The organism is Bacillus sp. FSL H8-0516 (assembly GCF_038635285.1).
GTDB classification, from domain to species: Bacteria; Bacillota; Bacilli; order Bacillales; family Bacillaceae; genus Bacillus; species Bacillus safensis.
Genome location: NZ_CP152051.1, coordinates 788,016 through 811,903 on the forward strand (window position 1 = coordinate 788,016; position 23,888 = coordinate 811,903).

At 41.5% G+C, this 23,888-nt stretch carries 21 protein-coding genes; 12 read left to right on the top strand and 9 right to left on the bottom strand.

Features of this window, described 5'->3' with window-relative positions:
* Positions 1-15: 15 nt before the first annotated feature.
* Together MHB67_RS03685 and MHB67_RS03690 are read left to right on the top strand one after the other, a co-directional pair.
* Positions 16-573, top strand: coding sequence for a PadR family transcriptional regulator (locus MHB67_RS03685; protein ID WP_103132778.1), 558 nt, complete (start codon positions 16-18; stop codon positions 571-573).
* 104 nt (positions 574-677) lie between these two features.
* The gene (locus tag MHB67_RS03690) at positions 678-1,784 is read left to right on the top strand and encodes a nitric oxide synthase oxygenase (protein ID WP_342492797.1); all 1,107 of its coding nucleotides are present in this window, start codon (positions 678-680) and stop codon (positions 1,782-1,784) included.
* Between the two features lie 305 nt (positions 1,785-2,089).
* On the opposite strand, the gene MHB67_RS03695 is transcribed toward MHB67_RS03690, so the two are convergent.
* Positions 2,090-3,499, bottom strand: a complete 1,410-nt coding sequence (locus MHB67_RS03695; RefSeq protein ID WP_342492798.1) for an MFS transporter — start codon at positions 3,497-3,499, stop codon at positions 2,090-2,092.
* A gap of 117 nt (positions 3,500-3,616) precedes the next feature.
* Here MHB67_RS03695 and MHB67_RS03700 point away from each other — a divergent pair, with 117 nt between their 5' ends.
* Entirely contained in the window at positions 3,617-4,504 is an 888-nt protein-coding gene (locus MHB67_RS03700; protein WP_034623123.1) for a LysR family transcriptional regulator, read from the top strand.
* 263 nt (positions 4,505-4,767) lie between these two features.
* Here MHB67_RS03700 and MHB67_RS03705 read toward each other — a convergent pair whose 3' ends face one another.
* Positions 4,768-5,040 (bottom strand): acylphosphatase, encoded by a 273-nt coding sequence (locus MHB67_RS03705; protein WP_024426625.1) that lies wholly within the window; start codon positions 5,038-5,040, stop codon positions 4,768-4,770.
* A 122-nt stretch (positions 5,041-5,162) separates the two neighbouring features.
* On the opposite strand from MHB67_RS03705, the gene MHB67_RS03710 reads away from it, so the two are divergent.
* Positions 5,163-5,813, top strand: a complete 651-nt coding sequence (locus tag MHB67_RS03710; RefSeq protein ID WP_172881442.1) for an MOSC domain-containing protein — start codon at positions 5,163-5,165, stop codon at positions 5,811-5,813.
* A 42-nt stretch (positions 5,814-5,855) separates the two neighbouring features.
* Here MHB67_RS03710 and MHB67_RS03715 read toward each other — a convergent pair whose 3' ends face one another.
* The 3 genes from MHB67_RS03715 to map all read right to left on the bottom strand — a co-directional run bounded on the left by MHB67_RS03715 (position 5,856) and on the right by map (position 7,363).
* Positions 5,856-5,993 carry a YflJ family protein gene (locus tag MHB67_RS03715; protein WP_064497716.1) on the bottom strand — a complete coding sequence of 46 codons (138 nt, stop codon included), beginning with the start codon at positions 5,991-5,993 and terminating at the stop codon, positions 5,856-5,858.
* A gap of 134 nt (positions 5,994-6,127) precedes the next feature.
* Positions 6,128-6,289 carry a hypothetical protein gene (locus MHB67_RS03720; RefSeq protein WP_087978305.1) on the bottom strand — a complete coding sequence of 54 codons (162 nt, stop codon included), beginning with the start codon at positions 6,287-6,289 and terminating at the stop codon, positions 6,128-6,130.
* 324 nt (positions 6,290-6,613) lie between these two features.
* The gene (gene map / locus MHB67_RS03725; RefSeq protein ID WP_024424611.1) at positions 6,614-7,363 is read right to left on the bottom strand and encodes a type I methionyl aminopeptidase; all 750 of its coding nucleotides are present in this window, start codon (positions 7,361-7,363) and stop codon (positions 6,614-6,616) included.
* Between the two features lie 187 nt (positions 7,364-7,550).
* Between map and nagE the strand changes: the two genes are divergently transcribed.
* Positions 7,551-8,918, top strand: a complete 1,368-nt coding sequence (nagE, locus tag MHB67_RS03730; RefSeq protein ID WP_042968202.1) for an N-acetylglucosamine-specific PTS transporter subunit IIBC — start codon at positions 7,551-7,553, stop codon at positions 8,916-8,918.
* An 18-nt stretch (positions 8,919-8,936) separates the two neighbouring features.
* On the opposite strand, the gene MHB67_RS03735 is transcribed toward nagE, so the two are convergent.
* Positions 8,937-9,695 (bottom strand): DUF817 domain-containing protein, encoded by a 759-nt coding sequence (locus MHB67_RS03735; protein WP_044335436.1) that lies wholly within the window; start codon positions 9,693-9,695, stop codon positions 8,937-8,939.
* Between the two features lie 531 nt (positions 9,696-10,226).
* Positions 10,227-11,588 carry a DJ-1/PfpI family protein gene (locus MHB67_RS03740; protein WP_073204267.1) on the bottom strand — a complete coding sequence of 454 codons (1,362 nt, stop codon included), beginning with the start codon at positions 11,586-11,588 and terminating at the stop codon, positions 10,227-10,229.
* A 430-nt stretch (positions 11,589-12,018) separates the two neighbouring features.
* Between MHB67_RS03740 and MHB67_RS03745 the strand changes: the two genes are divergently transcribed.
* On the top strand, positions 12,019-12,522 hold the full coding sequence (locus tag MHB67_RS03745; RefSeq protein WP_024426621.1) for a DoxX family protein: 504 nt from the start codon (positions 12,019-12,021) through the stop codon (positions 12,520-12,522).
* Positions 12,523-12,566: 44 nt separating this feature from the next.
* Here MHB67_RS03745 and MHB67_RS03750 read toward each other — a convergent pair whose 3' ends face one another.
* Together MHB67_RS03750 and MHB67_RS03755 are read right to left on the bottom strand one after the other, a co-directional pair.
* Positions 12,567-13,154, bottom strand: coding sequence for a YjgB family protein (locus MHB67_RS03750; RefSeq protein WP_044334631.1), 588 nt, complete (start codon positions 13,152-13,154; stop codon positions 12,567-12,569).
* 98 nt (positions 13,155-13,252) lie between these two features.
* Positions 13,253-15,235 (bottom strand): LTA synthase family protein, encoded by a 1,983-nt coding sequence (locus MHB67_RS03755; protein WP_103132784.1) that lies wholly within the window; start codon positions 15,233-15,235, stop codon positions 13,253-13,255.
* 579 nt (positions 15,236-15,814) lie between these two features.
* On the opposite strand from MHB67_RS03755, the gene MHB67_RS03760 reads away from it, so the two are divergent.
* The 6 genes from MHB67_RS03760 (at position 15,815) to treR (ending at position 23,863) form a co-directional block, all read left to right on the top strand.
* Positions 15,815-17,473, top strand: coding sequence for a pyridoxal-dependent decarboxylase (locus MHB67_RS03760; RefSeq protein ID WP_342492799.1), 1,659 nt, complete (start codon positions 15,815-15,817; stop codon positions 17,471-17,473).
* Positions 17,474-17,504: 31 nt separating this feature from the next.
* Positions 17,505-19,229: a methyl-accepting chemotaxis protein gene (locus MHB67_RS03765; protein ID WP_198457200.1), complete on the top strand. Its 1,725-nt coding sequence runs from the start codon at positions 17,505-17,507 to the stop codon at positions 19,227-19,229.
* 179 nt (positions 19,230-19,408) lie between these two features.
* Positions 19,409-19,798: a DUF1992 domain-containing protein gene (locus MHB67_RS03770; protein ID WP_024425281.1), complete on the top strand. Its 390-nt coding sequence runs from the start codon at positions 19,409-19,411 to the stop codon at positions 19,796-19,798.
* Positions 19,799-19,962: 164 nt separating this feature from the next.
* Positions 19,963-21,399, top strand: coding sequence for a PTS system trehalose-specific EIIBC component (treP, locus tag MHB67_RS03775; RefSeq protein WP_151040236.1), 1,437 nt, complete (start codon positions 19,963-19,965; stop codon positions 21,397-21,399).
* A gap of 15 nt (positions 21,400-21,414) precedes the next feature.
* The gene (treC, locus tag MHB67_RS03780; protein ID WP_103132788.1) at positions 21,415-23,115 is read left to right on the top strand and encodes an alpha,alpha-phosphotrehalase; all 1,701 of its coding nucleotides are present in this window, start codon (positions 21,415-21,417) and stop codon (positions 23,113-23,115) included.
* Between the two features lie 19 nt (positions 23,116-23,134).
* A complete protein-coding gene (treR, locus tag MHB67_RS03785) occupies positions 23,135-23,863 on the top strand; it encodes a trehalose operon repressor (protein ID WP_103132789.1) in 729 nt (242 codons plus the stop codon).
* Positions 23,864-23,888: the final 25 nt, after the last annotated feature.

The window sequence follows — 23,888 nt, forward strand, 5'->3', positions numbered from 1 at the left end:
CGTTGGAGGCCCATCATGAGAGTACTAAAATATGCCATTCTTGGCTTGCTGGATCAGCGTGAGCTGACGGGATATGATATCACGAAACATTTTAAGGATTCCCTTGGACAGTTTTGGAGTGCGAAGCACAGTCAGATTTACCCTGAACTGAAGCGTCTTACAGAGGAAGGGTTTATTGAATTTGACATTCACATACAAGGAAAAAAGCTGGAGAAGAAGGTCTATCAAATCACAGGGGCAGGAAAAGAAGAATTGCGTCAGTGGTTAAGAACAAAAGATCCGATTCCGGAAACAACAAAGGATGAATTCATGCTCAAAACATTTTTCATCTCCTCCATGGACAAAGAAGAAGCGGCTGACCTGTTTGCCTATCAACTTTTAGAGCGCACCAAGAAAGTAGATGTGCTGGAACAAAAGCTGCACGCTTTGACAGAGGAAGACCCTTCTGCTGAATCACTGCATTCAGCGCAATTTGGGCATTACTTAGTGCTGACAAGGGCAATCGAAAGGGAAAAAGGCTATGTACGCTGGCTCCAAAAGACCCTTAAACGTATTGATTCATCTATGATCTAAGGACAATGGTCGGATGATTTGATAAAAAATGGTTTGAAACGAGTGAATTTATCAATAGAAACCGATACAATGGATATATTCGTATTAAAGTGAGGCGAGTATGTTTGAGTAATCAAGAAGCGTTGTGGAATGAAGCAGAAGCTTTTATTTCTGTATGCTATGAAGAATTAAACAAGTCAAATGAAGAGAAAGCAGCACGTCTGCATGAAATAAAAAGAGAAATTGAGTCTGAAGGAATTTATACGCATACACTAGAGGAATTAGCTCACGGGGCGAAAATGGCATGGCGCAACAGTAACCGCTGCATTGGCCGTTTGTTTTGGTCGACCCTGCAAGTGCATGACTGCCGGCATGTAAAGACAGAGGATGAAGTGAAGGAGGCGCTCTTTCATCATATTGAGTATGCGACAAATGGCGGGAAAATCAAACCGTCCATTACGATCTTTCCCCCAGAGAAAAACAGACAGAAGGAAGTCGTCATTTATAATCATCAGCTCGTTCGTTATGCAGGCTATGAAACTGAATATGGCATCATCGGCGACGAGGCATCTCTTGAATTAACAAAATTATGTGAAGCACATGGCTGGAAAGGGGAGGGCACACATTTTGATATTCTGCCTCTCATGTTTCAGCTAAAGGATCAGCCGCCTGTTCTGTATGAGCTTCCGAAAGAAATCGTCCAAGAGGTAGAGATCACCCATCCTGAATATAATGGATTTCGTGATTTGGGACTAAAATGGTATGCGGTCCCGATTATCGCTGATATGAAATTAGAGATTGGTGGTATTCATTACAATGCTGCACCGTTTAATGGCTGGTATATGGGCACAGAAATTGGCGCACGCAACCTAGCGGATGAAAACCGCTACAATATGCTGAAAAAAGTCGCTTCTCTTTTAGGACTGGACACAACCAAGAATGCGTCCCTTTGGAAGGATAAAGCCATTGTCGAATTGAACGTGGCGGTTCTCCATTCTTATCGCGAAGCAGGGGTAACCATTGTCGATCACCATACAGCAGCACATCAATTCAAGCAGTTTGAAAAGCAGGAAGAAAAGGCTGACCGCAAGCTGACCGGGGACTGGACATGGCTGATTCCGCCAGTATCACCAGCTGCTACCCACATATTCCACAAGCATTACGACAATACCATTGTGAAACCAAACTATTTTTATCAGGACAAGCCCTATCACAGGACAGAAAAAGCCTAGCGAGAGTTATATGTAATTCCATAAAAAGATGTCTTTTATCATAATACATGTGTCCTCTAATATGATGTTGAACATTTAAATTGATTAAAACAAAAGGGATAGATATCTATCCCTTTTTATTTATGATGACCACAAAAGATCTCTTCCTTACTACAACAATGGGCGAAAGTTTGCGCTCTCGCATTCCACTTCTGGATGACTTTCTCACCCTGGGGCTGTTTATCCTTTTGCATTCCCTGCCAAGTTTGATCCCATGAGGACCATTCCTTGATATTAACAGTTGTTATAACATTCAACTCCAATTTTTATTTTTTGTTTGAATTGCTTGTACTCGGTTCATCCAATTGCTCAGAATATCTGAGTCGCAGACTTATAAATACTAAGACCAATGCAATGACCATTAGGAAAACCCCCAGCAATCGGAATCCTGTAAAGGTGAACGCACCTCCCATAATGATACCTGTCAACAGTGAAGATAAAATTGTTCCCAAGTATCTTGATGTATTAAATAGGCCAGATGCTACACCAGCAATTTCTTTTGGAGAGCTTTTAAACAAAGCTGCCTGCATACCAACAGCGTTTAGCCCGTTGCTAAAACCGAACGCGGCTAACGCCAGGCACACACTGATGACTGGTGAACTTTGCGTCCATGTCACGATCCACACTGCCCCTACTACCATCAGTAATGAGGATACAATCAATGCAGGTCTGGGTCCTGATTTACCGACCCATTTCCCTGCTATTGGCGAAGCTGCAATCGAGCTCAAGCCCAAGGTTAACATAAGAATCCCTGTCTGGAATTCACTGACATGACGTACCATTTGCAGGTATGATGGAATCCCAAAAAAGAGTGAATAATAAAGGAAGTTAACTAGCAAGTATTGTATATTGACCCAAGTCATCCCTGGATATTTGGCGAAGGTGCGTAAAGGAATAAATGGCGACACTGTTTTTAGCTCATGTCGTACGAATATTCCCACCGCAACGAGCCCGATTAGCACAACAACGATATTCCACATAGAGAAATGCCCAGATGATTTCGCTGCCAGCAAGCCAACTAGAAGGGCAATCAGACCCACCGCAAAGAGCAGAATTCCTGGCACATCAATCACACCCAGTAATTTTCGAAACGACATGTCACGTGAAACCGTTGCTGCTGGTCCATCATTGGGAATCATTTTCCAAGCTAATATAAAGCTCGCTACTACAAACGGGGTATTAACGATGAAGATCGCTGGCCAGTCCCACCATTGAATAAGTACTCCCCCGGCAAAAGGTCCTATAGCTGCCGCACCGGATAGGAAAATTGATAAACCTGCTAAAGCATCTGATTGCTTTTCTGTAATATGAATGCGAATTATAGCTGTTCCAACTGCAATCAGCATACTAGTTCCGATGGATTGTACGATTCTGAACACAATAAGCCATCCGAAATTTGGAGAAAATGGAGCCAGAATAGAAGAAACTAAGGATACAACAAGACCAGCCAGAAATATCTTCCTCCTGCCGAATAAATCACTAGCCTTCCCCATGACAGGTTGGGCGATAGCACTAGCGATATAAAATGAAAACACAATCCAGGAAACAGCAGTAAAATCAATGCTATACACATGTTGCAACCTAGCAATAGCAACAGAAATCATTGATGAATTTAAAGGGTTTAATAATATACCTAGTCCAACGGATATCATTAACCATCTGCTACGAGAATTCATTTTTTCTCCCCCTTTAAATTTGTTATATTGATATCTTACTTGGCATTTTACATTCATTCCAACGCATTTAAAGTTATGATATCATTGACCAAAAGGAATGATTGGAGAGAAAATGAAATGGAACTCCTTCAACTACAATATTTTCTAGAGGTAGCTCGATTAGAGCATGTAACTGAAGCTGCACGAAGCCTCCACGTTACGCAATCGTCGCTAAGCAAAACGATTCAGCGTCTGGAAGAAGATTTAGGGGTGCCTTTATTTGATCGCACAGGCAGGAAACTGCGTTTAAATGAATTTGGCAAGAAATTCATTCGTCGCGCGGAAAGGGCTTTGTTTGAGTTGGAACAGGGAAAACAGGAGATTAGCGATTTGTCTAGAGGAGAATCTGGCACACTAAAGCTTGCGGTAACCACAGCAAGCACTTTGCCTCAGATGATGCGAGAGTTTCGTAAAAAACGTCCTAATATCCAATTTCATGTGCAAATGCTGACCACACTGGAAATGGTCACGCTTTTACATCGAGGCGAAGTCGATTTTTGCTTGTCGTCCTCTCCTTTTCAAGGGGAAGACATCGAATGTCAAGTTGTCTTTGTTGATCCCATTCTTGTAGCAGTTCCTAATGGGCATCGACTGGCAGACCGAACTAGCGTATGTTTAACAGAACTTAAGGATGAATGCTTTGTCGGTATGAAAAGAGGATACGGCACTCGTGATTTAGTAGACTCTGTATGCAAATCGGCTGGAATTGACCTTAAATATGTGTATGAGGGCGATGAACCTACACGTTTGATCAGTCTTGTAGAAGCTGAAATTGGACTTGCCTTCATACCAAGCACAGCAAAAATATCATGGGGAAAGATTAAATATTTGCAAGTTGAGAATCATGAACTTGTACGTGATATCGCTTTATTATGGCATACAAGTCGATACATGACGCAAGCTTCATTGGAATTCCGTAAAGTAGTTCTAGACTATTTTGAGGCAATATCGAACCAGTCCAATTAATCTTATGCATGACTCGTACCGATTCGATGTTTTACGAGATCTAAGTCCCAACCAGCCTCAAACATATTTCTACAAGTAGATGGTGATGAACAGTTTACTTGACGGAATCAATGTCCCACGCCTCCGTACGTTCTAGCCTGGCTACTGATAGATTAAATCTAAATAAAAAAAGTTCAACCAGAAAGTTCTGGCTGAACTATATCATACGAAAGCTCCGCCTAACTATCATGAATAGAAATAATGTTTACAAAAAGCTAGGTTTTTTATGACCTTATTCGAAAATCCTGATAATGAGCAAGCTCGGTGAGCGGCTCCATTTGCATGTCGGTGACTTTTGAAAAAGGACTTCCTTTCCGGACAGTCTCTAAGAAATCAATCACTTTCTGCTGCTCACCCTCTACCTTTAACTCGACATGACCTTCATCTGTGTTGCGTACCCAGCCTTTCATTCCACGATTGACGGCTTCTCCCTGAACAAAATAACGAAAGCCGACTCCTTGCACACGTCCTTTTACAATGGCGTGATAATGAATCATGGTCATCTCTCCTTTTTTCACATCGTACCATAGCCTGCATCTGATCTTCACGCCTCGACTATGATTTGATTGTCAAACGATGTAAAATAAAGGTCAGTAGACAACCAAAGGAGATGGCCATCGTGGGACATAAGAGATACGACATAGAAGGAATCCAAGTGGGACAACCTATCATTACATATGCGAATGGAAAAGAAATCAAAACAGCCATCAACAAAAGGCGCATTCATGAGCCTGTGTATTTAAGTCAGGTCAATTTTGAAGGAGATGGTCAGGGGGATTTGGTTCATCATGGGGGTTATGATAAAGCCGTCTGCGTCTTTCCGTATGATCATTATGCTCACTTTGAACAATTTTTAGGGGTTCCATTACAGGAAGCTGCCTTTGGCGAGAATATAACAGTACGCCAGCTAGTCGAAACGAATGTGCATATTGGCGATGTGTTTCAGCTTGGAGATGCATTTGTTGAGGTGAGCCAGCCAAGACAGCCTTGTGTGAAATTGTCTCTTAAGCATGGCAACATGAAGCTTGTAAAGGAAGTACAAAAAACAGGGTATACAGGCTTTTATTTACGTGTACTGAAAGAAGGCATGGTGCCGCCTGATGCATCGCTAGTACTAGTAGAAAAAGCGACCCATCACATTACGGTCCATGAGGTCAACGAAGTCAAATATCGTCAAACAAGTCCAGAGAGACTGAAAGCCGTTCTTGAAGTAGATGCTTTAGCAGATGTGGTGAGGAAGTCTTTAGAAAAACGAATTCAGCACATTTAAAAAAAGCCGTACATTATCTTAAGATGTACGGCTTTTCAGCGTTTATGAGCTGCGTTTCTTTTGCTCAAGAAGATTTGCAAGGAAATATGTTTTTAAGCTTTGAAGCTTTCTTCCTTCATGCTTAGTCACACCAAGCTTCTTTAATTCTTCGACATACCAGCCTTTGCTACCATAATGCATGATAGAAAACTCCTTTCAATTGAAACTGCCTGCATTGTAACATCTCAAAAAAGGACGTGAAAAGCGTGCAGGTGTCAAGAAGTGAAAACTGATTCTATCTGCCTATGATCCATGTATATGCTGGAAATATTGATTTATGAATTTGGCGGGTTGAGGGTAACGAGGATCATGCCGACCGTCATAATCATGATGACAACACCAAGATAGGTCATCATGGATTGTTTTTTCTTAATCCCTACAACCGTTAAGATAATACTTTCGATGAAAAAGATAACACCTATGATGATGAACCACATATCAAATAAGACCCCTTTCGCATATCTTTGCCTATTTTACCACAGGCATTTTTGTTTAGTCGTGACAGATTCGTGAAACGGGCATGAAAAAATCCCCTCTCAGTGAAGGAGGGGATACAGCGTGTAGACAAACCCTCGCATTCGTTGTCAGGTCTGCGCTCCGGTGCTCACGAATGTCAAATTCGCTCTGCTCCGCTGCTCGTCCTTCCTAGACTGCAAAGGTTTTCTATCACGCTGAAAAGAAGACAAAGGGCTAAAATCAACATCATTTTAGCCCTTTGTCAACAATCTGAATCCCCTCCAGTGAAGGAGGGGATAGCTGGCTTACAGCTTTGTTAAAATAATCGGTTCGTCTTTAGTGATCACAATCGTATGTTCAATCTGTGCGACTAGACTTTTATCTGGTGTTTTAAATGTCCAGCCATCATCAGCCTGATAAATCGATTCAGCATTTGTTGAAATGAAAGGTTCAAAGGCAATGACTGTGCCATTTTTAAACAAAGCATTATCGAATGGATCATAGTAGTTCAAGATATGGTTGGGTGCTTCATGCAGATTCTTCCCAATGCCGTGTCCTGTTAGGTTTTTAATGACGGTAAATCCTTGTTCTTTCGCTGTATTGTAGACCGCACGGCCAATTTGGTTTTGTCTTTTACCGGCTTTTGCATGCTTTAATCCTTCAAGGAACGCATCTTCCGCACACTTACATAATGCTTCAAGACGAGCATCACCTGTACCTAAAACAAATGAAATGCCTGTATCTGAATAATAGCCGTCCAGTTCTGCTGAGATATCAATGTTCACGAGGTCGCCCTCTTGTAAAATGGTTTTTTCACTTGGGATACCGTGTGCAACTTCATCGTTCACGCTGATACAAGTGGTACCAGGGAAGTCATATTCCTTTTCAGGTGCTGAATTGGCCCCGTGTTCTTCTAATATTTTTTTCCCAATCAAATCTAATTCTTTTGTAGACATGCCTGGTTTCGCTTGGCTTTTCATTTCTTCTCTTGCCAAAGCGACAATTCGGCCGACTTTTTTTAAGGCTTCTAACTCATGATCATGTTTGACAATCACTGTTCATTCCCGCTTTCTATATCTTCATTCTATTCAATAGCTTACCACATTTTACGCAAAAAGAGTAAAGAGCGGAATTCAAATGAATGTGGACAAATTGGTATAGATAACTAGACGTGCATATGATATATTTTTTATGAACATCATGAATGCTTTGGTCATGATGATGACAAAGGGGGGAAATCAGATGGTGTTTCAGTTTTTTCAAAAGCTAGGAAAATCATTTATGCTTCCAATCGCTGTACTTCCAGCAGCAGGGATTATTTTGGCCATTGGGCGGGAGGATGTATTCAATATCCCGTTTATTCATGCGGCAGGGAATGCAATTTTTGCGAACTTGGCTTTAATTTTTGCAATGGGTGTAGCGATTGGTATTTCAAAGGATGGGAACGGGGCAGCGGCATTATCAGGAGCGATCTCTTATTTTATTTTGTCAGCCGGTACAACGTCGATTAACTCAACCAACAATATGGGTGTATTGGGCGGTATTTTATGCGGGCTTTTGGCAGGTTATGTTTACAATAAATTTAAGGATACGAAACTGCCGGAATACTTAGGTTTCTTTAGCGGAAGGCGGCTTGTGCCTATAATGACCGCACTTTTCACCATTCTATTAGCAGCCGTTTTCGGATATGTATGGCCGCCGATTCAAAGTGTAATCAATGATTTAGGAGAATGGATTTTAAGCCTTGGTGCAACAGGTGCAGGGCTGTTTGGTTTCTTTAACCGATTGCTCATTCCATTAGGACTTCACCATGTCTTGAATAACTTATTTTGGTTTCAATTCGGTGAATTCAGCGGGGCAACAGGGGATTTAGCGCGATTCTTTAAAGGAGATCCAAGTGCAGGTGTCTTTATGACTGGATTCTTCCCAGTGATGATGTTTGGTCTGCCAGCGGCATGTCTAGCCATGGTTGTAACTGCAAAACCTGAGAAACGAAAAGCAACAGCTGGTCTGATGATTGGGATGGCACTTACATCATTTATAACAGGGATCACTGAACCAATTGAATTTTCTTTTATGTTTTTATCACCACTTTTATATGGTGTCCATGCTATTTTGACGGGGCTTTCGCTTTTTATTGTGAACACTCTTGGGATTCATAGCGGCTTTGCCTTTTCAGCAGGTGCGATTGATTACGTCTTAAGCTTCGGTATTGCGCAAAAACCGATCTTGCTTCTTGTAGTAGGAATCATTTATGGCGTCGTGTACTTTGTCGTTTTCTATTTCCTCATTAAACTATTAAAGCTGAAAACACCAGGCAGGGAAGATGATGACATGGAAGATATCGCAACGGATGATGCGGTGACGGCAGGTGGGGCGAGTATGCTCGTAGAGGGGCTTGGCGGCAAAGACAATATCACCAACATTGATCATTGTGCCACACGTCTTCGCTTAACAGTAGAGGATACTAATTTATTAAATGAAGGTACATTAAAAAAAGCAGGTGCCAAAGGGGTGCTGACTTCTGGAAAAACATCCGTACAAATTATTATTGGAACGAATGTAGAATTTGTCGCAGATGATCTCCGTAAGGAAGTCGATCGAGATTAAAAAAAACGTTCAGCCAGGTCAAATGGGCTGAACGTTTTTTTGTTTACGCTGTTCGATCACTAACACAATACTGATCACAACGAGTAAGAACCATGAGCTAATTTTCCCTAGATGAACAATGGACCAAGCATGCTGCTGATTTGGATATTGCCATGCGCCTAAAAAGGTGGTGACATTTTCGGCAATCCAAATAAAAAAGCCAATCAGGAGAAATGAAACAATAAGCGGCATTCGAAAGGAAGATGGACCAACCTGAAACGAAACCGATGTTTTCCGAAACACAACAACAAGCAGACATGTCAGCCACCATCTGACATCATAAAGCCAGTGATGCGTAAAGAAATTGAGATAAATGCACAAACTGATGCCAATTGAAAGAAATGGATGAGGCCAGTCGGCCACTTTTACATGAAGTCGTGAAAATGCCTGATAAATATAACTAGCCACACTCGCATACATAAAGCCGCTATAAAGTGGAACCCCAAATATTTTTGTATAAGCTTCTTCTGGGTAGGACCAAGAGCCCATATGTACTTTATACACTTCTAAACAGATTCCTATGAGATGAAATAGACAAATGACCTTTAGCTCCGCCCAAGTCTCCAGCCGCAGCGTCAGCATCAGGATCTGAGCCGCGAGGCAAAGCAGTAGAATGAAATCATACCGGTGAAGAAAAGGAATAGACACCGTCTTTGATAGGGCAAGCGCCGCAAAGATCATGACGGGGAATAGACATGAGATGGCCTGTAAATAAGCAAAATGAAATAGTGTTTTCATACAAAATTAAACCCCTTTTTACGGTCTGAAATGACTTAGACGGTTTCAGTAAGGGAAAAGTTTACCTCTATGAAGCAGAAAGAACAAGATAAGATGAATTCTGGTGGTGACCTGTTCAGTTTTGACTCAGCTCAAAGAACACCCTCTTAATAGAGGGTGTTTTTATAAATTTTAATCAAAAATAGCTCATAAACCCTTATTTTACGATAAATTAGAAGAATCCATTTTGAAAAAAGTTTGATCAAAATGGATTCTTCCCGAGCATATTTAAGTTTTGGTTTTATAAAAAAGTTTGATCATTTTCTACCTTTGATCTTAAATAATAGCGCCCTTTAATGGAATAACTAAAATATGGGCTTAGTCCTAAAATTACTCATAGCTTGTTGAACTATCGGTACTCGTTTGTTTAATAAGGAATTTAATTAAATTTATAGTAATCAACCATCATGGCGACTTTAAAAGTATAATGAATCTCATTTTTCTTTAAAAAACCCTAAATAATTCCTAACTGTGATGCTTTTGCTTTCTGTTTTATTCGGGAACAGTCTTTCTTCTTACGAAACGTCTTTCTACCAAATATACGACGAACATAGACAACAAGCCGACACCGATCGGTATGCTGAACGCTTCGTACGAAAATGGTGCTCCTTTAAGCTTAAGCTGGCTTGTGGCGCGGTACTCGAGCCGCTTGGCGGCGAATTTCGCCGTCAAGATATCTTCTTGCTTCGCCAAATCTTCAAACGCAGGTTCCATCGCGAACCGCTCTGGCGAATCACTGTGCAGGAAAAGCTGCTCAGCCTTTCCACCGTTCACGTTCCAGTTTCGGATATCATCTGCAGCGCGCGTCTTCACGTCCGGCCCCACAAAAATCATTTTGTCGAGTTTTGGAGCATCCTCTATTTGATATCGGGCGATCAGTTTCAGACCGTGTCGAGTAACAACCGGCTCGCGTTTGTTGGATATCGTCAATGTTGTTGTCGTCCCGGAAGCCCCGTACGTGTCAAAAGCCGAGGATAACATCAGCTCGTCGGCACCGTCATACAGCAGGACCCCGTTCTTTTTCTTGCTCCATTGAAACGCATTGTTCAAAATATAGACGATATCGCTCAATCCAGCTGTGAAAGGCTCCATTTGCGGATGCTGAACAAAATCGTAGGAAGGGTAATTCATGTCCTTCGCCACTTTCTCCGCTACAGGATCCCCCATTTGCTGAGATATAACATACAGCGTGGCATCAATCCCCGAAGTCAGGCCGGCCGAGGAGACTATGTTACCGTCATGCACGTAACGCTGATCCCTTTTCCAAGTAATCTCGGTATATTTCTTTTCCAATCTGCCGATATCTCCCCAATGTGTTGCTGCAGATTTCCTGTTCAGCAGGCCGGTATCCGCCAAATTTTCCGCCCCATTGCAGATGGATAACAATGTCGTTTCCTTGCCGGAGTGCTTCCTTATCCAATCGCGGACGGGCTTGTATTTCGCTTCATCCAAAATCGGCATGAAAGGGATCACGATTATATCCGGACTTTTGCCTGTCAATTTGTCCAACTCGTCGAAAGAGTAATGCGGTACGATATCAAGCCCGCCCGTCAACGATTTTATGTTTTTGTTGGGAGCTGCCGCAAACACATTGTACGAACCCGTCATGGAGAACATTTCGTATGGTACGAGAAAATCAAATACCTCGGTTACTTCATTCGCCAAAATAACGACCACTGTTGGCTTTTTCGAATCATACGCAGGGGTTTGGATGCTTTGTAGTGAAGCAGGAACTGGCTTATCATAAACCGACATAGCCTCCTGCATCGTGCTCATGAAACCGATCGCTCCGGTTCCTCCAACAACCAGAACGAAAACGCATACATACACGATGAAACGCCATACTTTATTCAATTGCCTTCTCTCCCTTAATGTTCTCTCGTTAATTGTGAGCGTTACTTACTTCGATAATAAAGAAAGAAGGAAATTGAATAAACCCGCCCGAGGCTTATATTTTCTCTGACTAAGGTCTTAGTAAAGGACCTTTTTCTCGAACAGCAGACGAAAGCTTCTTTTAAAATATTAACTGACCCCACTTTTCTGAATATGACTCGACCGCCTATTTCCACAGCGCCGAAGAAGCATGGTCTGTACATGGTAGAACGCTTTTGCCGCTGAATCTCCTCCTTAATAAGAAAGTTGTTTGAGATTAGGAAAAATTAGATATTCATGAACAATTTGTGAATATATATGTGAAAAAGATCACAAATTAGATATAGCATAGTATAATAAGATCATAAAGAAAATGTGAAATATTTCACATAATTTAAAAGGAGGCATCATCATGTTTACAAAATTCTTACAAACGAATGTATGGGCAGCTGTTATCCTTTTGGCAGCAAGACTTTATATCGGATGGACTTGGCTGACATCTGGTATTGGAAAACTAACAGGTGGATTTGATGCATCAGGCTATTTGCAATTTGCGATATCTGAACCTGTCGTCAAAGATGGTCATCTAGTGTATCCGTTCTATGTATGGTTTTTAGAAAATGTCGCTTTGCCAAATGCCGGACTATTCAGTGCCATGGTCATGTGGGGAGAAATCTTAGTAGGCCTAGGATTAATTGTTGGATTGTTTACAACAACGGCAGCCTTTTTTGGAAGCGTGATGAATGTCTCTTTCCTACTAGCTGGAACTGTCTCTGTGAACCCGCTGCTTCTTCTGATCGCAGTCTTCATCATGGCAGCGAAAGGAAACGCCGGAAAACTTGGTCTTGATTATGTAGCAGGTCCAGTCCTCAAACGAAAATTGAAAAGAAAGCCGCAATTAGAAGTGGCATCATAATAAAAGAAAAGCATCCTGAGTAAACGCTCAGGATGCTTTTTTATTTAAGAATTGGCTTTTATCAAGTTGATATGCAGCACGGTGAGTTCATGCTGGCTGATATCAGGATCATGTCCAACGATAAATTCAAGCTCATAATCACCGGTTCGATACACATATTTTTTCTCTTTTGTCTGCGGAATGGTGCTCACTGAATCCGCTGGTCCAAGCTGTTTCTTTAGTAACGAAGGGGTCATACCGCCGATATTTGTTTCTTTTTCTACATTTGTACCGAAATAACGGATTTCATCAATTTTGCCTTTTGCATCATAGTGAAAAGCAAATCCGGGATTCCCCATTTCCGCATGATACAAATCAAAGCTGCTTTGACCTGTTTCTGGATATGGATTTCCGAGCTGATGATGAACGTCTTTTTTGGTTTGAACGCCTATTTTCAATCCTTTAGCATAGTAGGGCATTTGTCCTTTATGTGCCAGCTCATAAATGCTGGTAAGCGCGGCATTTGGACCTTGAGGAACGGATTGTTCTGCTGCCGGTTTGGTCATGGCGTGTGCTGAGACAGCAGGGCTGAAACCGAAAAGGGCAGACGAAGCAAGTGAGGCAGTCACGACAAAAGCTGCTGATTTCTTCATGATATATCCCTCCTTCTTCTCCTATACCCGGAGTAATCATGATCAAACGTAAAAAGAACCAGCTGATCAAGGATCGGCTGGTTCTTAGCATGAGAACGTTATTTTGAAGAAGAGCTGGATTCATCTTTGGCGGAAGAGGAATCCTTTTCATCCTGTACTTTCTTTGTATAGTCATAATCATTGCGGTCAATCGGTGTAAAGCCTTTAGGCTTGTAGAAACGGAGTAAATCTTCGGTGACAATCTTATCAGATGTCTCCAGCATCTTTTTCACCGTTTCATTTTCTTGGGATGCCTTGTCAGTTGGCTCGATTTTCTCGCCTGTTTTGTTGCTGTAATAGTTATTGCCTACTTTCGTGTAGTCCTTAGACACGAAGTCACCATTTCTAAATGGCACAAGCTCTTTAAAGTTCTTCGATAGGATATCAGAACCAGACATTAAATAGTTCTTCGTATCATCGCCAAGCAGGTGCAGAAGGGTTGGTGCGACATCGACTTCACCAGAGTATTTATGAATCTGTCCGCCTTTTACGCCAGGAACATGGATAAAGAGCGGCACACGCATGAGCTGCGCATTTTCATAATCTCCAATTTTTTGTCCTGTCACTTTTTCCATCGCTTCATTATGGTTTTCAGAAATACCGTAATGATCTCCGTACATAATGACGACTGTGTTGTCATAAAGACCTGACTTTTTTAGATCATTGAAGAACTGTTCAATCGCTTCATCTAAATAATGAGCCGATTGGAAGTAGTTATCGACGACAGAGTCACCGAAATCACCAGGTTCGAAATCAGTATCACCTTCGTCCATTCCAAATGGGAAATGATTCGATAAGGTAATGAACTTCGAATAAAACGGCTGCTTCAAGTTTTCAAGCATTGGCATCGATTCTTTGAAGAACGGTTTGTCTTTCAGTCCATAGTTCTTCGTATCCTGCTCGTTCATATCGTAGTACTCAGAATCGTAAAATCTGTCATACCCAAACGACTTAAACATTTCATTACGGTTCCAGAAGGTTTTCGTATTGCCATGGAATTCTGCTGACGTGTACTGATCCTTCTTCAGAATGCCAGGAAGTGCTTGATACGTGTTTTGCGCTTTGTTAATAAAAACAGAGCCCTGTGATAATGGGAATAGCCCAGTATCCATCATAAATTCAGCATCAGACGTTTTTCCCTGTCCTGTTTGATGGAAGAAGTTATCAAAGTAAAACGTTTTGTTGTCGTGTGCCAATGAATTAAGGAATGGCGTTACTTCTTTTCCATTCACCTTATAATCAATGACAAAGTTTTGCAGAGATTCAAGAGAAATTGTAATGACGTTCATGCCTTTCGCTTTCCCGTAATAAGCAGGGTTAGGATCAGCACTGTTCGCTTTTAAATAGTTCTCTACATCTGTCACGTCATTTGAATTTGCCAGAGCACGCTGGCTGTTTGATTTCACATTTTGAATGGCATCAAACACAGTAAAGTTATAAGCACCTAAATATTTAACTAAATAATTGCGGTCGAACGATCTTGATAAAAGCTCTGGACGATCGATCTCTGCAGCAACTAAGTTTAAAACAAAGATCACAACAGAGGACACAAGGACGAGTCTAAACGATTTTGACTTTTGAACAGGTACAGTGGCTGTACTTGTTTGCTGCTGCCTTTTCATGCGGACTGCAAGTACAATCAAAATGATTGTATCAATAAAGTAAAACACATCAGTCCAACGCATGAGTGAAAATGCACTATCACCTAATTGTCCGCCATTCGTTCCTGCCTGCATCACTGTAGGCAGCGTGATAAAGTCATTGAAGAATCGATAGTACACGATGTTTGCGTATAGTAAAAAAGACATGAAAAAGTGAATCACAATGATAGCGGCAGGCTGCCATTTTTTCTTGAACAATAAAGCAAAGCCAAGAAAGAACAAGCTGGAGCTAATAGGATTCACGAAAAGCAAAATATGCTGAAGCACATTTGATATACCAAGTTTAAATTCGATTAAATACGCTGAATACGTTTTGAGCCATAGTAAGATGGCTGCAATCAGAAAGAAGCCGAGACCTCTTTTTTGAATAAATGTTTTCATATAAACACTCCTTTTCTCCGTTAAACGGAAGAGGCGGAACGAAAGAAAACGAACCATTAGAATATACCACGAAATGCACAAATAGAAAAGTCATATCCAGTGAAGAGCCTTTGCAAGTCTGTCCGAGCAATAAAAGGAGAGAAAATGAAAATATTCGCCCATCGAAAAACTTTTTATGAAAATCGACCTATCATTTACAGAAAATTCAGCAATTTTCCAGTTGCTATATCAATAAAACAGGTAAAAAGATACAAGTCTAAAGAATTAATTTAATTTCTACAATGGTCATTTAGAGAGTATTTCCATTGTTTATTAATGTTTATGCAGGTTAAACAAAAAAAATGAGCCATGTAATGGAATAAGACGATGGATAAAAATTCCTCCTATACGATATATCAATATATTTTTGTGTTTCGTGAACATAATGGTTTTTATGTGTTTTTTAAGGGTTTCATTTATTTTAATAAGTGAACAAATTATCTAAATATACTTAAGTGAACATATCGAGACTATAAACTTCTGAATTGGGGTCGATATAGACAGTGACAGGAAATCTTCCATTGAAAGGATTGATAGTATATGACTGTACGAGCAGAGAACCTCGTTCAGAACTGGTTTCCGAGTGAGGACGGAAATGCAGGAGAGCGTAAAGAACTCATCAAATTGATGGAGCAGATCATTTCAGGGGTCGATGACCTGAAAGATCCCAACCGTGCACACCTTAAAGGTGAAAAGAATCGTGGGGAGGACTTTTACAAAAAGCTCACCGAAACAAGTCAAATTCCGATGAACGGCCAGCAAGCGGAACTTGTGAATGAAGAATTACTGAAGCTTTTACATAACCATCCATACCACACCAAGTATTTCTTCACGAACATTTTGCCAATGGCAAGTACACCAGGAATTTTAGGCATGCTGACAGCTATGCTGGTAAACGGAAACAACCTTTGGGATGTTTATGGACCAGCAGGTGCGGAAGCTGAGGTCAGAGTGGTTTCAATGATGTCTAAGCTCATCGGATATGATCCAAATATGAGCGGGGGATACACAACATGGGGAGGTCAAGGAGCGATTTTTTCAGGACTTCGTTTAGCGATCGCAAAAGCTGCGCCGGAGTCACTGCGAAAAGGAGTTCCACAAAATCTTTATGCGTTTTGTTCTGATGCTGCACATTACAGCTTATTTAAGTCAATGGAAGCAACAGGACTAGGCACAAACAACTTAATCAGAATTAAGACGAATAAAGATCATTCAATGGATATGGAAGATTTGCGTTGTCAAATGGAACGTGTTGCACAGGGTGGCGGAATTCCCGTTTATATTGTGGCAACAACCGGAACAACAGATGCCATTGCAATTGATGATGTCAAAGGGGTACGTGAAACAGCAGAAGCGATTGCTGAAAAGTATGATCTGAAGGTGCCGCATATTCATGCAGATTCGGCGCTGGGTGGATTCTTTGCTTTCTTTAATGAGTATGATGTATCAGAAAACCCGCTGCAATTCTCAGTCGGTGTTCTTCGTATGCTAAAAGAAATCAAAGCGAAATTCCAGCATCTTTCTCTTGCAGACTCGATGTGCTTTGATTTTCAAAAGCTCGGCCAAACACCTTACACATCCAGTTTATTCTTAGTGAAAAACGCTGCTGACTTAAAGCGTTTGGACCTGGAGGAACAAGAGACACCATATGTTGGCCATAGAGGCTACGGTGAATACCATACGGGTTATACACTTGAGTGTTCAAGAATGGGAAGCTCAATCAGCATGCTGAGTGTGCTCTTAACGTTTGGGGTTGAAGGCTATCAGCGCTTGCTCGGTCAATTCTTAGAAGTGAACCTTGCCTTCAGAGAAGCACTTAGTCGAGAAATTCTGCAAGCAGAAGTCGTGAATGATGACAACGTCGGAATGGCTACATTATTTAGAATTTACCTAGACGGCTCACCGCGTTTTCAAGAAGAGATTTCTGGCGAAGCGACTTCAATGGAAATTGAGCGAAACAATGAATTGAACAAAATGCTGTTTGAAAAACTTGGAGAGAAAAGAGATGAGATGTTCTTTGGCGATACAACGAAGTTTTTACTTGTCAACTCAAAAGAAGGTCAAGAATTCTATCTAAGTGTTAGTAAGTTTTTTGTCATCTCACCTTATACGTTACCAGAGCATATCCCTCATATCGTATCTTATTTAAAAGATGTGATTGCATCTGTTTGTGGTCAATTTGAAAATGTACATGCTTAAATCAAATCTGAGAGTGGAGATGTAGGAAAAAATGGCGAAACAAAGGAAATTTGGAGGATACACGATATCCTCTAAAATCATGTCAGTCGTTACCGTAACATTACTCGCAACCGTAGCATTATTCGTTCTAACCTTTTATCTAGTGAGCCAGGATTTATCATCCCAGTTATTAAAGCAATTTGATTATCGATTAACAACAGATATTGATACCGCCAAAAAAGAAATCGATAACATCGATGGAAACGTACTCAGCATTAGCGGGAAGGATGATCCTATTTATGCTGAGATCAAAACGAAATTCGCAGAGCTTCAAAAAGATCATACGCTTGAGAACTTATACGTGTTATCTAATAAAGGCGGCAAAGAAAGAATTATTATACTAACCGGTGAAGAAAATGACTTTGATCAAGATTATGCTTTTTCAGAAGAGATGAAACAAGCGCTCTCTGAAGATAAAATGGTCAAAAGTGATATTTACAAAGATTCATTTGGTACACATAAATCAGTCTTTTTGCCAATTAAGGATTCAGGCGGTGAGCTGACAGGGATTTTAGGCATTGATTTAGATGCGTCTGTCGTGCCTCAAACAACGCAGAAGTTGATGATCTATATCACAGTGGCATCTGCCATTGTGCTTATCGGTGGATTACTCTTCTCATACTTCATGGGAAGAAGAATTGCAAAACCAGCACGTTCCTTGATGGAATCAGCGAATCGAATTGCTGACGGTGATTTAACTGGTATGGTAGAGGTTGAAAGTAAAGATGAGATCGGCCAGCTTGCCGCATCCTTCCAAAAGATGCAGGGACGGATTAAAGAGCTCATTTCGAAAATCTCAAACTCATCTAGTGAAGTGTCGAAAATGTCTTCACAGCTTCGTACGGTGACGACCGAATCAAGTCAAAGTGCGCAGCAAGTATCAGAAGCTATGACGAATATGAGTGAAGGAATCAATGATTCTGTCGCAAATATCACGGATTGTACGACATCCGTTGCAGAGATCGATACTCAAATCGAAGGCGTCACAAAAGAAGTCGACGAAATGAAATCTGTATCATCTGACGTACAAGCGCAATCAGAATCTGGTCAAAAATTAGTGAACCATGTGCTTGATCATCTGAATATGCTACATGACAAGATGACCAACTCAAAGCAGGCAGCAGAAGAATTACAATCTCATTCAACGGAGATTGAAAGTGTCATCTCAATTATTACGGACATTTCAGCCCAAACGAATCTGCTTGCACTGAATGCTTCAATTGAAGCGGCACGTGTTGGAGAAGAAGGAAAAGGTTTTGCTGTTGTGGCAGATGAGGTGCGCAAGTTAGCTGAGCAATCAGCGGATGCGGCTAAAACCGTTTCAGACCTTGTCATCGGCACACAGGAAAACAGTCAGCGCGTTCTTGAAAGTGTAGAGGAAAGTAGTAAAGCAGTGGAAGAAGGACGTGAGCAAATGGAAGGCACGTCACAAAATTTCGCTTTGATTTACGACGGTGTATCTCAGTTTTCAAGAAGAACGAACAATTTGCTTGCTTCTATTAAGCAAGTTGAGCAAGCATATCAAACGATTTCTACATCGATTGAGCAAATTTCTGTTGTATCAGAAGAACATGCAGCCAGCTCTCAAGAAGTGGCGGCAGCAACAGAACAGCAAAGTGCTGGTATGCAGCAAATTTCAAGTGCGATTGAACAGCTCTCTGACATGTCAGAGGACTTAGCACAAATGGTCTCAACCTTCAAAGTCGACAATAAATAACGAGAAAGGGCTAAAATATTTTAGCCCTTTTTCTCTTTTCAGCGAAGAAGGGACGAGCACCTGAGCGCAGGATAGACATCGAATGCGAGGGGGTGTCTAGATGCTGAAGCTGGCTCTTGTGAGAGAGCCAGCTTTTTTGCTATGCTTAATCAAATACTTGCGGCGAAAGGAGAAACGCTATGGATTTTGCGCAGAGATTATCAGAAGAACGGATCAAAAAAGCGATGGATAACGGGGCTTTTGAAGGATTATCTGGCTTTGGGAAACCTCTGCCAAAAGATGATGCTGCTCATGTACCAGAAGAACTTAGAATGGGCTACCGCATCATGAAAAATGCCGGATTTGCTGGGGAAGAAACAGCGCTGAAAAAAGAACTCATGACTGTCAAAGAATTACTTCAATCAAGTATAGATGGAGAGGAAAGAAAGAAACTGTCTCTTATCTGTGAAGAAAAACAAAAACGTCTGGATGAACTTACATCTAAGCGCCAAACTTTTGCACGCCCAGCCTCCTCCTTTTACAAAAATAAGGTCTACGAGAAATTAACAGAGCATAAAAAAAGAGGATGACACGCTGCCTCTCCCTGAGCACATTGAGGGAGCTTTTTTTATGTAAGCGCTACATTTTGTTGTTGACTACATGTTTATACAAATATAAAATATAAAGTAACATGTATATACAAGTTTTTTGGTTCTTTTTTCTTATATAAAAAAACGATCTCGGAGGGGATAGTATGGCTGATTATCAGGCAGCAGCAGATCAGATTGTGAAAGCCATCGGCGGCAAAGAAAATATTGATCAAGCGACACATTGTGTAACAAGGCTGCGCTTTGTGCTGAAAGATGAAGACAAGGTGGATGAGAAAGCACTTGAACAAATTGATGAAGTGAAGGGATCTTTCTCAGCGAACGGTCAATACCAAGTGGTTATCGGCCAAGGGGTCGTCAATCGAGTATATGCCGAAATGGTCAAAAGGACGGGGATTGGGGAAGCCACAAAAGAAGACGTCAAGCGTGCCTCTGATCAAAAATTAAATCCATTGCAGCGTGCTGTGAAAACGCTTGCGGATATCTTTATACCAATTCTTCCTGCCATCGTCACAGCCGGTTTATTAATGGGGATTAATAATATTTTAACAGCTCCTGATATTTTCTTCGATCAAAAATCGATTGTGGATGTGTATCCGGCATGGGCTGATTTAGCGAATATGATCAACTTAATTGCAGGCACTGCCTTCACCTTCCTGCCAGCATTAATTGGCTGGTCAGCTGTGAAACGGTTTGGGGGGAATCCGCTTTTAGGGATGGTCCTTGGTCTGATGCTTGTACACCCGGACTTGTTAAACGCATGGGGCTATGGAGCGGCTGAGAAGACCGGTGACATTCCTGTTTGGAACTTGTTTGGACTTGAAGTGCAGAAGGTAGGCTATCAAGGACAGGTTCTTCCGATACTCGTCGCCTCCTATTTACTTGCAAAGCTCGAATTATTTATCACAAAACGGACACCTGAAAGTATTCAGCTGTTAGTTGTTGCACCGATTACGTTATTAGTCATTGGATTTTTATCATTTATCGTCATTGGACCTGTTACCTTTGCAATCGGTAATGTTTTAACATCTGGACTTGTAGCCGTATTCCAGCAATTCGCAGCACTTGGCGGTCTATTATACGGCGGACTGTATGCAGCATTAGTCATTACAGGAATGCACCATACGTTCCTTGCTGTGGATATTCAATTGATTAACTCAAAGCTGCACGGCACGTTCCTATGGCCAATGCTTGCACTGTCCAATATCGCACAAGGATCAGCTGCACTGGCAATGATGTTTGTCTTAAAAGATGAAAAACAAAAAGGACTTTCGCTGACATCAAGTATTTCTGCTTATTTAGGAATTACCGAACCGGCGATGTTTGGGGTCAACCTGCGTTATCGATTCCCATTTATTTTTGCACTGATCAGCTCAGGATTAGCCGGTATGTTTATCGCCTCTCAAGGGGTGCTGGCAAGCTCAGTTGGTGTTGGAGGCATTCCAGGAATCTTCTCCATTATCCCGAAATATTGGGGGGCATTTGCAATTGGAATGGTGATTGTACTCATCCTCCCATTCATCGGTACTCTTTTATATGCAAAACTAAAAAAGAAGAAGGATTTTTCAGAAGAACTTAACTAGTGGTGGTGAAGGAAATTGAATCAGCAATCAAATGAACCATGGTGGAAAAAAGCGGTGGTCTATCAAATTTATCCGAAGAGCTTTTTAGATACAACGGGCTCTGGTACAGGGGATATCAATGGCGTGACGAAAAAGCTTGATTACATTAAAGAGCTTGGGGCGGATTGTATTTGGCTCACGCCAATGTATGAGTCCCCGCAGCATGACAACGGCTATGATATCAGCGATTATACAAAAATCCATGACATGTACGGCACAATGACAGATTTTGAACGCATGCTGAAGGAAGCGCATGAGAGAGGCATACGAGTCATCATGGATCTAGCCGTTAACCATACATCCATTTTTCATGAGTGGTTTCAAGCCTCACGTGAGTCAAAGGATAATCCTTACCGAGATTATTATATTTGGAAGGAGCCAAAAGCGGATGGATCTCCGCCGAATGATTGGCAGTCGAAATTTGGCGGTCCAGCCTGGGAACTAGACGAAGTAACAGGAGATTATTATCTTCATTTATATGATGTCACTCAGGCGGATCTCAATTGGGAGAAGGATGAAGTGCGCAGGAAAGTATATGACATCATGCACTTTTGGTTTGAAAAAGGAATTGATGGGTTCAGGCTGGATGTCATCAACAACATCTCAAAGGATCAGCGTTTCTTAGATGATGCCGGACAATCTGTGCAAGGCGACGGCCGCATGTACTATACAGACGGGCCAAGAATTCATGAATTTCTGCATGAAATGAACCAGGAGGTTTTTTCGAAATACGATAGCATGACAGTTGGAGAAATGTCTTCAACGAATATCGCAGACTGCATTCGGTATACAAGACCTGATCGGCAGGAGCTGGATATGACGTTCAATTTCCATCATTTAAAGGTGGACTATCCAAACGGCGAAAAGTGGGCGATCGCACCATTTGATTTTCAAGAATTAAAGTCGATTCTGTCTGAATGGCAGACAAAAATGCATGAGGGCGGCGGCTGGAATGCGCTGTTCTGGTGCAATCATGATCAGCCGCGTATCGTCTCAAGGTATGGTGATGATGACACGTATCATCAGCAGTCAGCGAAGATGCTGGCGACCACGATTCATCTGATGCAGGGAACTCCGTATATTTATCAAGGTGAGGAAATTGGCATGAAGAATCCTCGATTTGAGGACATTTCGTCTTACCGTGATATCGAATCACTCAATATGTACGAAGTGATGCTAGAAAAGGGAAAATCAAAGGAAGAAGTACTTGCCATTTTACAGGTCAAGTCAAGAGATAATGCGAGAACACCAATGCAGTGGACCTCAGAGAAGAATGCAGGTTTCTCAACAGGAACGCCTTGGATTGAACCAGCCCATAACGACATTTCGGTCGAAGCTTCATTAAAGGACCGGACGTCTATTTTCTATCATTACCAAGCCCTTTGCAGACTGCGTAAAGAACTTGATGTGATCACATATGGTAGCTTCTCCTTACTTTTAGCAGAAGATCCAAAGATTTTTGCTTATGTTAGAGAAAGCAAGGATGAGAAGCTCCTCGTGATCAATCACTTTTATCCAGGGGAGGCGGACTTTACGCTTCCTGATGAGCTTGTGCAGGCTGTAGATGAGATGGAGGGGCAAGTCCTGTTATCCAATTATGAGGATGTGCCGGCACATATCAAGGGATTTACGTTGCGCCCATATGAGTCAATCGTTTATCATTTAACCAAACGCTAGAAAATGGGGCGGAGGGAAAATGAAAGAGAATAAGTTTCGAGTGATTTATGATCAGCTCGCAAGACGAATTGAGCAAGGTGAATGGCAGGATAAAGGCATCCTCCCATCAGAACATGAACTTTCTATCATGTACGACACGTCCCGGGAGACGGTGAGAAAGGCATTAAATATTCTTGTACAAAATGGCTATATTCAAAAAATCCGCGGAAAAGGCTCTGTATTGCTGAATCGGGAGAAAATGCAATTCCCTGTATCAGGTCTTGTCAGCTTTAAAGAGCTTTCCCAAACGCTTGGCCGAAAGACAGTCACAACGGTTCATGAATTTGGCTTAATTAAACCGGATCAGTATATTCAGTCTCAGCTGAAAATTGATGAACAGACAGACGTCTGGAAAGTCATTCGATCTCGCAATATTAGCGGGGAAGAAGTGATTTTAGACAAGGACTACTTTTTGCAAAAGCATGTTGAAGTCTTGACTAAAGACATATGCGAAGGATCAATCTACGAGTATATTGAGGGAGAACTCGGTGTATCGATCAGCTATGCTCAAAAGGAATTTGGGGTAGAGCCATGTACAGAAGAGGATGCGAAGTACCTTGATTTGAAGGGATTTGACCATGTTGTCGTGGTAAAGAATTATGTGTTCTTAGAGGATACGAGTCTATTTCAATACACAGAAAGCCGTCACCGATTAGACCGCTTCAGATTCGTCGATTTTGCTAGAAGAGAAAAAACGGACAGAGCATAGGCTCTGTCCGTTTCAATTTTTGGAG